We start from the raw sequence: 14,358 nt of genomic DNA, 5'->3' as shown, positions 1-14,358 counted from the left end.
TAGGATTATCCTCGAAATTGTATAATTCGGCAGTCGGGAGGGACCCGATGGCAAGTCTGAACCCTGAGAAGCTGACCTTGGCGGAGACCGGCGCCCTGGCTCTCGACGAGGCGGCGCAGGAACTGGACAGGGCCTGCGACACGGCCAGCTTCCTCAAGGCGCTGGAGCGCAACCAGCGGGTTTGGCGCACGCTGGCCCACATCGCCGCCGCGCGGGCCTGGCAGTTCCCCAGCCAGCGGCAGGTGGCCTATGCCCTGTCGACGGACGAGCACGGCAACGGCGCCAATGACGAACGCGTCAACACCTTGATCGACATCAACCGGGAGGTCTCGGACATCCTGGCCCATGGCGACGACATGACCCGCCTGCGCGAACGGGCCTATGCCATCTGGGAAGCCCGCGGCCGTCCCCATGGCCAGGATCTCGAGCACTGGCTGCTGGCGGAAATGGAACTGTCCAGCGGCTGAGCGCCGCCCCGCCCCCCTCACACCGTCCGGTCGGAAACACGGGCGTCCGGCAGATACTCCGCCGCTTCGTCCACCGGGACCGGGCGGGCGAAGTGGAAGCCTTGGGCATAGTCGCAGCCGTGCCGCGCCAGGAACAGGGACTGCGCCTCGGTTTCCACCCCTTCGGCGATCACGTCGAGGGAGAGGGCCTTGGCCATGTGGATGATGGCCAGGCAGAGGGCCTCTCCCTCGGGGTCGCCGGGCAGGTCGGTGACGAAGGACCGGTCAATCTTCAGCACGTCCACGGGAAAGCGCTTCAGATAGCTGAGGCTGGAATAACCCGTGCCGAAATCGTCGATACTGAGCCTGATCCCCTGGTCCTTGAGGCGGAACAGAATGGCGCGGACCTGATCCACGTCGCCCATCAGCATGCTTTCGGTCAGTTCCAGTTCCAGCAGCGAGGGCGGCAGGTCGAACTCACGCAACAGGGCGCCGATCTCGCCCGCCAGGGCGGGATTGCCCAACTGGACGGCCGACAGGTTGACCGCCACGGGCAGGACCTTGCGACCCGCCGCCCGCCAGCCGGCCAGAGTCTCCAGCGTCCGGCGCAACACCACGTCGCCGATGGCGCCGACCAGACCGCATTCCTCGGCCAAGGGAATGAAGCGGACGGGCGGAACCAGGCCATGCTCGGCGCTTTGCCAGCGGGCCAGCGCCTCGAACCCGGTGACGCCGCCATCACCCAGCCGGACCTTGGGCTGCAGGTGGATGAAGATCTCGCCGTCGCGCAATCCCCGGCGCAGGCTCTTCTCCAGCTCGCGGCGCTCGACCATCTGGTGGTCCATGGCGGCGGTAAAGAACTGGTAGCCCAGGCGGCCCTTCTCCTTGGCCTTGTACATGGCGATGTCGGCCTTGCGGATCAGGGTCTCGGCGTCGGTCCCGTCATCGGGCGCCACGCTGATGCCGATGGAGCATCCCACCTCGATGGCCTGGGCATCGATGGCGAAGGCATCGCCCATCACCGCCAGGACCCGCTCGGCCAGTTCCGCCGCCCGTTCCCGGGTCCGGATGTCCGGAGCCAGCAGGATGAACTCGTCACCGCCGTGACGGCAGACGATGTTGTGTCCGCCCTCGATGGAGCGCAGGCGTCCCGCCACCTCGACCAGCAGCCGGTCCCCGAAGCTGTGCCCCAGGACGTCATTGACTAGCTTGAAGTTATCCAGGTCGATGAACAGCAGACAATGCATCTGCCGCGCCCCGGTCTGAGGCAGGATCTCGTCGAGCCTCTCGCGCAGCACCACCCGGTTGGCCAGGCCGGTCAGGGCGTCGTGGCGGGCCAGGAAACGGATATTGGATTCCGCCTCCTTGCGCGCCGAGATGTCGCGCATGATGCCGGAATAGAAGCGGTTGCCCTTGAACGAGAAGCCGGCCAGGGTCACTTCCACCGGAAAAAGGGTGCCGTCCTGGCGCATGGCCGGCTGTTCACGCGGGTCCGTCCTGATCCGGGCATCGATCTTGGCGCGGAGGCGGGCCAGAATCTGATCGTGACGCTCCCGCAGGTGCTCGGGCATCAGAAGACTGACATTGCGCCCCATGATCTCGGCCGGCTGATAGCCGAACATGCGGGTAGCGGCGCCGTTCCAGGAGACGATCTTGCCCTCGGCATCGATCACCACCAGGGCATCGCTGGCGCTTTCCATCACCAGACGGAATTTTTCCTCGGATTCGCCCAGGTCGTTCAGCAATCCGGCCACCCGCCCGGTCATGGAATTGAAGGCCATGGCCAGGGCGCCGATCTCATCGGACGATTCCACCGGAGCGCGGCGGGACATGTCGCCGGCCTCCACGTCGCGCACCGCCTCGGCCAGCGCATCGATGGGCGCCAGAATGGCGCGGCGCGAGTACCGCACCAGGACCCAGGCGCCCACGCCGCCGAACAGCAGGACCAGGGTAACGATGACCACCGCTCCCCCCGGCAGCTTGAGGGCGCTGAGCAGCGGCTGCTCGACCACGACCACGAAGCGGCGCCCGCCGATCACGAAGGATTCGCTGGTGCTGAACACCCAGTCGCTTCCCAGCCCCCGTCCGAAGCCATCGGTCTCGGGCATGGGCCGTACGGTCCGAGCCAGAACCACCGAGGGATTCCGGTGGGCGATCACTTGGCCGGCGTGGTCGAGAATATAGCTGTTCAGTTGCGGCAAGCCCGGCAGCGGCTGGGTCAGGTCCCAGACTCGCCGAAAGCGGGCCTGGGCCAGGATCACCCCCTCGGGGCGCCCCGTCCTGGGGTCCACCGAAGGCACGGCCAGGCCGATCATCGGCTCGTTGGTGGGGCCGTAATGACGGATCCCTCCAATGGCGGCGGTCTGGCCGATCACGGCCGCCGTCACTTCGGGCAGCGCGGCGATCCCGGCCGATCCCCGCGCGATGACCGGCTCGAAGCGGCTGGCCCGCGCCAGCACGCCACCCTGAGCGTCGAGCACGGCCACTTCGATGAACATGGGCTCGAAGGCCACCAGCCCGTCGGCCAGGGACTGGAACCCGTCCGCCTCAAGCCCCGCCATCCCCCGGCGCCGCAACGGCTCTTCCAGTTCGAGAATCAGGATTCCCAGGTAATTGTGGAACTCGGACACGATGGTCCGGCCGACCTGACGCTGGATGGCCTCGGTCTGACGGTCCTGCAGCCGGTAGGCCCCCACCGACAACGCCAGCCCCGCCACCAGCAACGGCCCCAGGGCCAGCCCCAGGAAGGCCAGGCGAAGCTTGCGGTGCAGGGAGTGGTCAGCGTCCATCGGCATCCCTCGAGATACGGATCAGGTCCGCCTGCCGCAAAATCGGGTCGGGGAGCGAGATCCCCAGGCGACCCGCCGTGTCCATGTTGATGGTCAGCCGGAATTCCGCCGTTTCCACCGGCAGATCGCCGGCCGGCACGCCCCCCAGCACCTGGGCGGCGAGGCGGGCACCCTGGGCGCCCAGCGCATGCATATCCAGGCCATACGACATGAAGGCACCTTCCTGCACGCCACGGCGCTGCGGCGTGCTGAGGGGGATGCCCCGCTTCAGGGTGGCCAGCATGATGCGGGGCACCTGCGACGCCACATAGGCATCCACCGGCACGAAGACCGCTCCCACGTCGGACGCCATGGCCGACAGCGCCGCGTCCAGCTCCGCCCCGTTGCGCACATGGGCGTGATCCAGGCGAATTCCCAGCTCTCCGGCAAGCGGCGTGATTTTCAGCAGCGATGCCAGCGGCGACAAATCATCGGGATTATAGGGTACCAGGATCGCTTTCAGATCCGGCAGCATGGTCTTCAGCCATTGCAGCCGGACAGGCTCTTGTATGCCGAAGGTCACGCCGGTGGCATTCCGTCCGGGCCGCCCCAGATTTTCCGCCAGACCGATGGCGATGGGATCGCTGGCCGGCGCGAAGATCAGGGGAATGCCCGCGTTCTTCGCCACCTTGAACGCCGATTTGGCCGCCGGGGTCGACAGGGTCAGGAACAGGTCCGGTTTCAGTTCCGCCAGACGTTCGGCCTCGGCATCCAAGGCGGCACCGGCCAGCGGCCCCCGGTAGTGATAGGTGACGCGCCCGCCCTCGGGCCAGCCGAGCCCGCCCAGTCCAGCCTTGAAGCCGTCCAGGGCCTCCTCCGCGACGATGGCGTGATTGAGCACACCGACCACCACCTTGCGGTCATCGAAAACTCCGCCCCAGCGCAACAGGATGAACACGGCAAGAAGTGCGGTTGCCACCACCAAGGCCATGGTCCAGCGCAGTCGCATCAGCCCCTCCACCGCATACCAAAGCCCCATTACCAACGCTCCGGTCAGATGGGCATCAAAGATTGTGCCGTCAACCCCAACTAGCGACCACACATTTTGTGTATTGCCTTTTTGTTCGCACTATTTTAGCCTTTTGTTCTCATGGAGGCGCCAATGGAAAAGCACTGGACCTGCGCGGCCGACGAGATGGTCGCCTATTTTGGACGGGAAGCCGTGGCGGTTGCCGCCCGTCGGGCCGCCGAACTGGCTCGCCGCGGCGATTGGCCCGCCGCCGATCGCGCCATGCTGCTGCTCAATCGGGTCGAACGGCTGAACCGGGAGAAGGGAATGGGTCGTGCGTGACGCCAGGATGTCCCCAAATTCCGCCGAAGTGACTGCCTTGCGCGCTCTGGCCTGGGTGGTGACCGACCAGGATCGGGCCACGCGATTCCTGACGGCGACCGGCTGTGACAGCGACACCCTGCGCCGCCGCGCCGGCGAGGCCGAAATCCTGGGGGCCGTCCTGGATTTCCTGCTGGATGACGAGGCGTCGCTGCTGGCCTTCGCCGACGAGGTGAACCTTCCCGCCCAATCGGTGGCCCTGGCCCGCTTCGCCCTGCCCGGCGCCATGCCGCGCTGAGGCCGAGGGACAACACGAACCTTAGGACCAATCGACATTCAAGTTGATAGGTCAAGAAATAGGCCACAGATGAACACAGATTCCCGCCGCGCGGGACACAGATAAGAATTTTTCCGAATTCACCTGTGTTTATCTGTGTTCATCTGTGGCTGAAATTCCTGCCAGGAACTCGCTCTGGTCCGAAATCAGCCGAGTTCCCTGAATGTCGACTGCCCCTAGACCATCGTGCGTCATATTTGGCGCTCGATGCCCTAGCGCCCGAACAGCCAGGGGCGCAGCAGCCGGGTGGCCTGGGGCATGAACACGTAGGTCATCAGCGTCACCTGGGCGGTAACCATGATCAGGGCGCGCAGCCAGACGGGCAGGCCGGAGATCTGGGGGCCGATGGTGAAGGTCAGTCCCATGACCACGCCGTAAGCCACCAAAGTCACCACCAGAGCCATCTTATGGGGGGACGGGCGGGCCTGGGCGGGGACTTCCGGCAGGTCGAACCAGAATTCCAGGCCGGTGACCTTCTTGATCTCCCCTTCGCTCTCGACCATGCCGTCCAGTTCCCGCAGCAGCCGGCCGCGCTCCTCGGACTTTTCGAAGGCGTGGCATTGCTCCCAGGTGGAAAAGCGGTAGATGGTGACGTAGGCGTAGTCGGTGGCGGCCACCGGCCGCAGGACGCTGACGCCCTGATAGCCCGGCCAGTGACAGACCTCGGCGGTAACCCGCGAGATCCAGTCCTCGTAATCGGCCTCGCGGCCGGGAATCGCCCTGCGCGCGATGCTGACGGTCACCGGGCCGACTTGTTCCTCCATCATCCCTGACCTTTCAATATCCATCCCCTCTCCCTATCTGGGAGTTGAAAACCCCGCCGAACAGGGATCACAATGCCGCCTTTCACCATGGACGCACAGGAACGGACTTCCCCAATGCAGCTCTGGCCGATGGCGACAGTGGCGATTCTGGCGGGACTCTGCCTGACCAACAGCGCCGAAGCGGCGGAATCCCAGGCGGCGACCGCTCCGGTCAAGGGAATCGCCGGCGCCCCCCTGGTCACCCCGGTGGCGGTGGAGAGCTTTGCCCTGGTGGAACGGGCGCCGGTGGCCAATGGGTTCGGCATCTTCACCATCGAGGCCACCAGCCTGCTGCCGGCCCCGCGCAAACGCGAGAGCTTCACGCCCGCCGAGGACGAACACTTCTACACCCTGCGCCGCACGGTAGAGCGTTTTTTGCTGCGCAAGGAGATCCCTCGTGGCTGGACCCGCTCCAACGAGGCCACCTTTTCCTTCAAGAACGAACTGGCCCGCTTTCCCCACGCCGATGGCATCGCCTATGCCGTCGAGGGAGAACTGGCCCTGCACGGCAACAAGCCCATTCCGGTGGGCGTGACCCTGGTTGCCCCGCCCGACGGCATGGTCCTGCGCTATTCCATCGGCATCATGGCCGCCAACCAGACCCTGATGATGAAGGAAGGGGTGATCGAAGGCGCCAACCGCAAGGTCGGCTGGATGCTGTCGCTTCGCCCCAACGGCCCCGATGCCGCCATTCCGGTTCGGGCCGTCTTCGCCGTCCGCGCCGAGGGTGGCGACGAGGCGGCGCAGCGGGCCTGCCTGGAAGGGGTCAGCGCCACGCTCAACGCATCAAGCGACGGCCGCGCCGCCGTTGCCGAACGTGCCAATGACGCGGCCGAATGGCTGAAACCCATGCAGGTCTTCATGCGCCCCGATCAGGTGGGCAAGGGTGGCGGCAAGGACGCTAAAGAGGCCAAGGATGAGAAGAAGGAAAAGAAGGGCGGGCATTAGGCGCCATGGACACTCCGCCCTCCTCCACGCCCGCCGACCCACAATCCGGCGGCGCCACCCGGACCGAGCCGCCCGAGAATTGCCCGGTGAAGGACCGGTGCCGCCGGGCTCGGGCTCAATTATGCCTGGATTGCGGCACCCGGCAGAGAAAACGTAAGAAGCCGTCAGCGGACGCCGTCAGTCCACCCCGGTCGCCGCGTCCAGCTGACCCACGATGAATCCCACCACGAGCAGTACGAACGGGACCAGGAACAGGCACCACACCAGGGCGTGAACCACACGGTCGCGGGCCGAATTGTCCTCGGCCGGGCCGTCCGCCGCCATCACCGGCGCGGCGATGGGATGGGCCTGCAGCCTGGGCCGCAGCACCAGACGATAGACCAGGGCGAGAGCGGCGCAGGCCAGGACGGTCACCCCCACGATGCGCGAACCGATGGACGCGGCCAGATCGAGGCGGACGCCCATGACCATCAGCCAGACCGGCGCGGTCAGCCCGGCCCCGGTGGGCAGCAGGACGGCGCAAATGACCAGAAAGATTCCGAGCGGCGAGGACGGGAGGCGCATGGCGGGCTTTCACAAGTGTTTGGGCTCCGCAACCTAGCAGCCCAGCCTGACGTTTGCGTGACAGCCGCCGCGTCTTATATTGATGCGGCGCAGTCCACCGAACGCCAACCCCCGGCGGAGTTCCATGCCCGTGTCCGAGCCATCGCGCCGTCATCCCCTCGTCTCCGCCCTGCTGGTCCCGCCAGCGGTGATTCTGCTGCTGCTGGAAGAAGTCATCTGGGCGGGCCTGAAGGCGCTGATGGCCCGTCTCGGCCGCCTGCCGCTGGTCGCCCGCCTGGAGGCCCGCATCCAGGCCTTGCCGCCCTTGGGCGCCGCCGCCCTGTTCCTGGCCCCCGGCGCCGTCATGTTTCCCTTCAAGCTGATGGCGCTGTGGGCCATCACCCAGGGGCATGTGCTGTGGGGATTGCTGGTGCTGCTGACCGCCAAGCTGACGGCCACCGCCCTGTTCGCCCGCATCTACACTCTGTGCAAGCCGACTTTGATGACGGTAGCGTGGTTCGTGCGCCTGCACGACTGGATCAACGGCGTCAAGGCCTGGGCCCATGCGCGGCTGAACGGCTGGAGGCTGTGGCGCTTCGCCCGCCGGGCGACCGGCAGGCTGCGGGCCTGGGTGACCCGCGCCATTGCCTGACTATTCGATCAGCCCGCGGCGGATGGCATAGGCCGCCAGTTCGGCGGAGTTATGCAGGTCCAGCTTCTGCATGATCTTGGTGCGGTGGGTCTCCACCGTCTTGATGGCGATGCCCAGTTCGTCGGCGATCTCACGGTTCTTGTGGCCGCGGGCGATCAGCTGCAGCACTTCCCGCTCGCGCGCGGTGAGCGAGCCGCCGCCCATGTCCGAGCCTTCCAGGTATTCCTTGACCAGGTCTTCGGACAGGCCGGGACCAAGATAGGTCTTGCCGGCGCAGACCGCGTTGATGGCGGCCATCAATTCGCCATGGCCCAGCTTCTTCAGGGCGTAACCGTCGGCACCGGCGGCCAGGGCTTCAGCCACCCGGCGCTCGCAATTGGCCACGGTCAGGACCAGAACGCGCACCTGGGGCGCCACCTGCTTGATGCGCCGCGTCGCCTCGACACCGTCCAGCTCGGGCATGGACAGGTCCATCAGCACCACGTCGGGCGCCAATGTCCGCGCCATTTCGATGGCGCCCTTGCCGTCCTCGGCCTCTCCGACGATGGTAACATCGTCAACCGCCAGAAGAGCAACCAGGCCCTGACGAACCAGTTGTTGATCCTCGGCTATCAGAATGCGTACCGTCACAGTCGTTCTCCTCCGCCTGCCGGATAATCGCCGAGTTCAGGCCCCACATCAAGGGAATGCGCAAGAATATGCGTATTAAGCCCCCAGAATCGCTGTAGTGATCGACCGATATTGCCGTGTCTATGAAGTACGTCACATTAGGGACAACTCACCATGAAAATCGCCGTCGCCGTGGATTCCCGCTACAGCAAGGTATCAGGCCATGCCGGCCGGGCCCGCCACTGGCTGGTCTATGAGCCGAACACCGCTTCGTCTGCCGTGCGGGTCGAACTGGAAGCCGCCCAGGTCTTTCATCACTACGAGGGCGACGCCCCCCATCCGCTGGACGGCATCACCACCGTGATCGCCATTTCGGCGGGCGAGGGTTTCATGAAGCGCATGCAGGCCCGGGGCGTCGACGCCCGCCAGACGGCGGAGACCGACCCGGACAAGGCGGTGGCCGATTACCTGGCCGAGTGCCTGTCGGCCCCCAAGCCGCGTCCCATCGGCGCCCTGCTGTGCAAGACGCTGGACCTGTTCTCCAAGCACAAGTGACGCCCCCGGCGAGGCCAGCCACGATCCCACCGCGTCAAAGCCACTCCATGCAATTGCCGCGAAGGGTGTGTACACTTCGGCCCTCGCGGTTTTGCGCGATCTAAGGGAGAGAATTCCGGAGTGAGTCGAAAAGGGGCGAGATCAAGCCGGCGCGTGTCCCAGTCCCCGGCCATCCTCTATTCCGCGCTGTTCGCCATCCTGGCGGGGGTTGCGGCCTGGCTGGGCGTCGACCTGGCCGAGGGACGGGGCCGCATCGTCGCCGAGCGGACGGTGCTGGCGGTCCAGAAGAGCCAGTTCATGGCGCAATGGTTCGGGACCACCATCATCTCGGTGGATTACGTCCTGCGCGACGTGATCGGCCAGACGGGACCGGAAGTGCTGCGCCCTCGCCTCGACCCCGAGCGGGGCCGGCAACTGAACGGCATGCTGGCGGAAAAGACCGCCAGCGTGCCGCGGCTGACCGGCATTTCGATCTACAACTCCGACTGCGTCTTCGTGGCGGCGGCCGACACCCGCCTGCTGGGCTTTCGCAGCAATCAGAAGTCCTGTGCCGAGCGCCCGGAGGCACTGACGGACAAGACCTATATCCAATACGTGCCGGCGGAGAAATCGGCCAGCCGGCGGCCGGTGATCCTGGTGTCGCGCCATCTGCTGTCCGCCGACGGCAAGCTGCTGGGAGGCGCCCTGGCGGCCATCGACCTCAGCCATGCCCAGGACTGGATCTCCTCGTTCACCGTCGAGGATCGCGACGTGCTGGCCATCGTCGACGGGGACGGCGTTCTGCTGGCCCGCAATCCCGAACTGCCCGCCGTCATCGGAACCCGCACGCCGCAGCCCACCGGCCAGCCCAGCTTCGGCGAGCAGCGCTCCAGCGCGTCGTTCGTCGCCGTGTCGCCACTGGATGGCCGCGAGCGGATCTTCGGGCTGAGCAAGCTCGAAAACATTCCACTGATTCTCATGGTCGGCTACGACCTGGCCGGAATCCTGACGGAATGGAGCAAGCGGGCCGGACAGCTTGCCGCCGGGTTCTTGTTGCTGGTGGCCCTGGCGACCCTTGGCCTGCGCTCCTATCTGACCACCGTGCGCCAGCGCGAGGAATTGCGCCGGCAGGCGGACACCGATCCATTGACCGGCGTGCCCAACCGCCGGCATCTGATGTCGGTGGCCGAGCACGAACTGGCCCGCACCTTGCGCTATGGCGGCGCGCTGGCGCTGTTCATGGTGGACATCGACCATTTCAAGGCCATCAACGACACCTGGGGCCATCCCACCGGCGACCGCGTGATACAGGTGCTTGCCGCCGCCATGGCCGCCTCGGCCCGCGAGCAGGACACGGCGGGGCGCCTGGGTGGCGAGGAATTCGCCGCCGTGCTGCCCGAGACCGATCTGGAGGGCGCCGCCATCATGGCCGAGCGGCTGCGGGAAGCGGTCGAGGCCATCACCTCCGCCCTCGATGACCAGGGACAGCCGGTCCGCTTCACCGTCAGCATCGGAGTGGCGGCCATCCAGCTCGGCGACGGCTCGGTGGAGGACATTCTCGGCCGTGCCGACCGGGCGCTCTATGCCGCCAAGCACGGCGGCCGCAATCGGGTGGAGATGGCCGCGACGGCGGAATGAGGGCTGGCGCAAAGCCCCGCTTCGCGGCTGGGCTACCGCCCAGACCTGTTCGGAGGCACAGCCTCCGAGCCACCAGTTCTTTCATTCCGATAAAATAAAAACTGAAGGGTCCGGGAAGCTGCGCTTCCCGGTTGGGGGATCGGGGGCAAAAGCCCCCGAAAGGGAGTTCTGCGGCGCTTCCCCGCTGAAAAAGCAGCGCTTTCCCTACAGACAGACTCCCGGAGTGCCTGAGGAGCACTCAGGCCTCAGCCGTCCTTTTCTGCATAGGGATTCTTGCCGCCGCGCACATAGAGGCGGACAGGCACGCCAGGCAGGTCGAAAGCCTCGCGCAATCCGTTGACCAGATAGCGGGAATAGGATTCCGGCAACTGCTCCGGCCGGGTGGCGAACAGCACGAAGGTCGGCGGCCGGGCCTTGGCCTGGGTCATGTAGCGGATCTTGTAGCGCCGCCCGCCGGGCAGGGCCGGCGGCGGATGGCGTTCGATCATGTCTTCCAGCCAGCGGTTAAGCTGGGCGGTGGGAATGCGGCGGTTCCACTTGGTCCAGGTGTCGAGCACCGCATCCATCAACTTCTCGATGCCACGGCCGGTCAGGGCCGACAACGTCACCGTGGCGACGCCCCTGGCCTGGGGCAGCGAGGTTTCGAGACGGTCCTTGAGGCGCTTCAGCGCCGTCTGGGGATCGTCGACCACATCCCACTTGTTGATGGCCAGAACCAGGGCGCGGCCTTCCTCCACCACCAGACGGGCGATGGTCAGGTCCTGCTTATCCAGAATGGCGGCGGCGTCCATCACCAGCACCACCACCTCGGACATGCGGATGGTCTCGATGGTGTTGCCCACAGACAGCTTCTCGATGGCGTCGTAGATCTGGGCCTTCTTGCGCAGGCCAGCGGTGTCCACCAGCTTCATGCGGCGGCCCCGGTGCTCCCATTCCACGGCGATGGCGTCGCGGGTCAGTCCGGCCTCGGGGCCGGTCAGCAGGCGGTCCTGGCCCAGCAGCTGGTTGCCCAGCGTCGACTTGCCCACATTGGGGCGGCCGACGATGGCCATGGTCAGCGGACGGGTGGGATCGGGCTCGCCGTCCTCACCCTCGGCCGGTTCCTCGGGCTCGGGGTCGTCGCCCTCGGGGGTCAGCGCCCCAGCCTTGATGGCGTGATCGCGCAACGCCTCGAACAGCTCGTACATGCCTTCGCCGTGTTCGGCCGAAACGGCCACCGGCTCGCCCATGCCCAGGCCGTAGGATTCATACAGCCCCGGTGCCCCGGCCTTGCCCTCGCACTTGTTGGCCACCAGGATCACCGGGGTGGGCAGGCGGCGCAGATGGTCGGCGAAGTGGCGGTCCAGAGGGGTGACCCCGGCACGGGAATCGATCAGCAGCAGGGCCACGTCGGCCTCGGCCACCGCCATGTCGGTCTGGTGGCGCATGCGCGCCTCGATGGAATCGCCGCCATCGTCCTCGAAGCCGGCGGTGTCGACCACCTGAAACTCCATGCCCAGCAGACTGGCTCGGCCCTCGCGGCGGTCGCGGGTCACGCCGGGCAGGTCATGGACGATGGCCAGACGCTTGCCCACCAGACGATTGAACAGGGTGGACTTGCCCACATTGGGGCGCCCGATGATGGCAACGGTAAACGGCATGAAATGAACTCTAGCGGTAGGCGACGAGGTCGGCGTCGTCGGTCAGGAAATACATGGTGCCATTGGCGATGATCGGCGCGATGCTGATGGCGGCGGGAGCTTCCTCCCAGCCCAGCATGTCGCCGGTATAGGGCGACAGCGACACCAGCTTGCCGTCGGACGAGGCCACGATCAGCCGGTCGGACGCCAGGACCGGGCCGACCCAGACGATGCGGCCCTCGCGGTCCTTGGGGTTCTCCCAATTCTGCATCTCGGTCACCCAGACGATGCGGCCGGTCTTGGCCTCAAGGGCCAGAACTTCATTGCTGTTGGTCAGCACATAGAGATAGTCGCCGGCGATCCACGGGCTCTGGACGCCGCCGATCTCCTTTTCCCAGATGCGCCGGCCGCTGCGCTCTTCCAGGCAGACCAGCATGTCGGCGTTGCTGATGGCATAGACCCGGCCGCGATCGATGGCGGGACGGCCGCGGATATCCATCAGCGCCCCCACGTTCTCGGTGCGGCGCACGGTGGAGAGGGAATCCTGCCAGATCATGGAGCCGTTCTCGACGCGCAGCGCAAACAACTCGCCGGACGAATAGGGAACTACCACCATGTTGCCGTCGACGGCAGGGGAATTCCCCGCCAGCAGACCGGCGGACTCGGCGATGCCGGCATGTGTCCACAGCACCGAACCATCCTCGGCCGCCAGGGCATGGGTCTGGTTGTCGACGGTCACCGCGAACACCCGGCCGCCGCGCACGGTGGGCGAGCCGCGCAGCGGCCCCGAAACGGTCTGCCGCCAGTCGATCTTGCCGGTGCGGGCATCAAGGGCCACCACCTGGGCAAAGCCCGTGGCGGCGAAGACCTGGCCGTCCTCATAGCCCAGGCCGCCGCTGGTATAGACCTCGGAGGTGTCATCGGGCGTCAGCTCGGTCCGCCACAGCCTCTTGCCGGTATTGGCATCGAAGGCGGTGACCATGGACGAGGCGTCGACGGTGAAGATCTTGCCCTCGGCGATGATAGGCTGGCCCAGCAGGCGGCGGCGCTTGCCGGCGCCGGTGCCGGCATCGCTCTTCCAGACCCGCTGCAGGGCGTCGCCCACCAGCATGTGGTGCATGGCGTGGTTGGAATAGCCGCCGGCCTGGGGCCAGTCCTCGTTATCCTCGGGCGGTGGCAGAACGATCTTGGCCAGGCCGCCGCCGATGTCGGGCTCGACCATCTTTTCGCGCGACAGCACCGAAATGCGTTTGCCCGGCAGCGGGGGCGCCTTGTTCTCGCCCAGCCAGCTCTCGCAACCGCCCAAAGCGAGCACGGCGATCAGAACACCGGCGATCCTGCGCGTCATGACGGTCATTCCCATGAATCAGCTCCTGGCGCGTTGCCCGGTGGCGGCAAGCATTTCGGCGGCACGGGTCCGCAGCCCCTGGGGCGCGGCGGCATCTTCCGCGATCTTGGCGAACAGTTCGGCGGCACGAGGGGTCTCGCCGCGCTTCAAGGCGGCCAGGGCCAGAATCTCGCGGGCGGAATGGCGCCAGGAACTGGCCTCCGCCGCCAGCGGCTCCACCGATTTTTCGATGGCGGCCACGTCCCCGCTATCCAGAACGAGATAGGCGGCCCGGATGGTCGACATGTCGCGATAGACCTTGTCCACCGATGTATCCGCGGCGATCTTGCCGTAGAGGGCGGCGGCGCCGGTGAAATCCCCGGCCTGCTGGGCCATGTCCGCCTTGCGCAGGTCGGCCAGCAGGCGGTAACCCTTGGGCCCCTCGGCCGACAGCTTGTTCAGCACCTCGACCGCCTCGTCCTTCTTGCCCTGCTCGATCAGGGCGGCGGTCTCGGAATAGCGGGCCGAAGCGGCCTGACGCTGCTTGGCCTCCCAGCCCTGCCAGCCCTGCCAGCCAGCCACGGCCAGAACCAGGGCCAGGGCGGCGGCGGCAAACAGGCCGCCATGCTTCTTCCACAGCCTGTTAAGCTCTTCCTGCCGCAGATCCTCGTCCACTTCCTTGATCAGGAGGTCGGTGGCGGCATCTTCGTGCTTGTCGGTCAAGGAACTCTACTCCATGCGGGCGGTCACGCTCCCGGCATTGTGTCCTGGAGCCGCGCCGTAACATAGTCCGCCCCGGCCCCC

The 14,358-nt window shown here is 66.5% G+C and carries 15 protein-coding genes; 7 read left to right on the top strand and 8 right to left on the bottom strand.

What is annotated here, in order from left to right:
- Window positions 1-47: 47 nt before the first annotated feature.
- Window positions 48-467, top strand: a complete 420-nt coding sequence (locus tag AMB_RS26150) for a DUF2934 domain-containing protein (RefSeq protein WP_043743669.1) — start codon at window positions 48-50, stop codon at window positions 465-467.
- 17 nt (window positions 468-484) lie between these two features.
- On the opposite strand, the gene AMB_RS06870 is transcribed toward AMB_RS26150, so the two are convergent.
- Together AMB_RS06870 and AMB_RS06865 are read right to left on the bottom strand one after the other, a co-directional pair.
- Entirely contained in the window at window positions 485-3,235 is a 2,751-nt protein-coding gene (locus tag AMB_RS06870; RefSeq protein ID WP_011383766.1) for a bifunctional diguanylate cyclase/phosphodiesterase, read from the bottom strand.
- Window positions 3,225-4,223, bottom strand: coding sequence for an ABC transporter substrate-binding protein (locus AMB_RS06865; RefSeq protein WP_231849010.1), 999 nt, complete (start codon window positions 4,221-4,223; stop codon window positions 3,225-3,227). The genes AMB_RS06870 and AMB_RS06865 overlap by 11 nt, the downstream gene beginning before the upstream one ends.
- A gap of 153 nt (window positions 4,224-4,376) precedes the next feature.
- On the opposite strand from AMB_RS06865, the gene AMB_RS06860 reads away from it, so the two are divergent.
- Both AMB_RS06860 and AMB_RS06855 read left to right on the top strand, forming a co-directional pair.
- On the top strand, window positions 4,377-4,565 hold the full coding sequence (locus tag AMB_RS06860) for a hypothetical protein (protein ID WP_011383764.1): 189 nt from the start codon (window positions 4,377-4,379) through the stop codon (window positions 4,563-4,565).
- A 7-nt stretch (window positions 4,566-4,572) separates the two neighbouring features.
- A complete protein-coding gene (locus AMB_RS06855; RefSeq protein ID WP_043743667.1) occupies window positions 4,573-4,842 on the top strand; it encodes a DUF3572 domain-containing protein in 270 nt (89 codons plus the stop codon).
- A gap of 251 nt (window positions 4,843-5,093) precedes the next feature.
- On the opposite strand, the gene AMB_RS06850 is transcribed toward AMB_RS06855, so the two are convergent.
- Entirely contained in the window at window positions 5,094-5,648 is a 555-nt protein-coding gene (locus AMB_RS06850; RefSeq protein ID WP_011383762.1) for a hypothetical protein, read from the bottom strand.
- 111 nt (window positions 5,649-5,759) lie between these two features.
- On the opposite strand from AMB_RS06850, the gene AMB_RS06845 reads away from it, so the two are divergent.
- Complete coding sequence (locus AMB_RS06845) at window positions 5,760-6,632, top strand: hypothetical protein (protein ID WP_043743665.1); 873 nt, start codon at window positions 5,760-5,762, stop codon at window positions 6,630-6,632.
- A 177-nt stretch (window positions 6,633-6,809) separates the two neighbouring features.
- Here the strand turns inward: AMB_RS06845 and AMB_RS06840 are convergent, their stop codons facing one another.
- Window positions 6,810-7,196, bottom strand: coding sequence for a hypothetical protein (locus AMB_RS06840; RefSeq protein WP_043743662.1), 387 nt, complete (start codon window positions 7,194-7,196; stop codon window positions 6,810-6,812).
- Window positions 7,197-7,320: 124 nt separating this feature from the next.
- On the opposite strand from AMB_RS06840, the gene AMB_RS06835 reads away from it, so the two are divergent.
- Entirely contained in the window at window positions 7,321-7,827 is a 507-nt protein-coding gene (locus AMB_RS06835; RefSeq protein ID WP_011383758.1) for a hypothetical protein, read from the top strand.
- Here the strand turns inward: AMB_RS06835 and AMB_RS06830 are convergent, their stop codons facing one another.
- Entirely contained in the window at window positions 7,828-8,457 is a 630-nt protein-coding gene (locus AMB_RS06830; protein ID WP_011383757.1) for a response regulator, read from the bottom strand.
- Window positions 8,458-8,610: 153 nt separating this feature from the next.
- Between AMB_RS06830 and AMB_RS06825 the strand changes: the two genes are divergently transcribed.
- Window positions 8,611-8,991, top strand: coding sequence for a NifB/NifX family molybdenum-iron cluster-binding protein (locus AMB_RS06825; RefSeq protein WP_011383756.1), 381 nt, complete (start codon window positions 8,611-8,613; stop codon window positions 8,989-8,991).
- Between the two features lie 153 nt (window positions 8,992-9,144).
- Window positions 9,145-10,608 (top strand): sensor domain-containing diguanylate cyclase, encoded by a 1,464-nt coding sequence (locus tag AMB_RS06820; protein WP_231849008.1) that lies wholly within the window; start codon window positions 9,145-9,147, stop codon window positions 10,606-10,608.
- A gap of 245 nt (window positions 10,609-10,853) precedes the next feature.
- On the opposite strand, the gene der is transcribed toward AMB_RS06820, so the two are convergent.
- The 3 genes from der to AMB_RS06805 are packed head-to-tail and all read right to left on the bottom strand — an operon-like array spanning window position 10,854 to window position 14,277.
- The gene (gene der, locus AMB_RS06815) at window positions 10,854-12,248 is read right to left on the bottom strand and encodes a ribosome biogenesis GTPase Der (RefSeq protein WP_011383754.1); all 1,395 of its coding nucleotides are present in this window, start codon (window positions 12,246-12,248) and stop codon (window positions 10,854-10,856) included.
- Window positions 12,249-12,258: 10 nt separating this feature from the next.
- A complete protein-coding gene (locus tag AMB_RS06810; protein WP_231849007.1) occupies window positions 12,259-13,575 on the bottom strand; it encodes a PQQ-binding-like beta-propeller repeat protein in 1,317 nt (438 codons plus the stop codon).
- A gap of 18 nt (window positions 13,576-13,593) precedes the next feature.
- A complete protein-coding gene (locus AMB_RS06805; protein ID WP_011383752.1) occupies window positions 13,594-14,277 on the bottom strand; it encodes a tetratricopeptide repeat protein in 684 nt (227 codons plus the stop codon).
- Between the last annotated feature and the right edge of the window lie 81 nt (window positions 14,278-14,358).

The sequence above is a fragment of the Paramagnetospirillum magneticum AMB-1 genome (assembly GCF_000009985.1).
GTDB classification, from domain to species: domain Bacteria; phylum Pseudomonadota; class Alphaproteobacteria; order Rhodospirillales; family Magnetospirillaceae; genus Phaeospirillum; species Phaeospirillum magneticum.
Note: the sequence above shows the minus strand (reverse complement) of the source record. Positions and strands in the feature narration are given on the sequence as shown.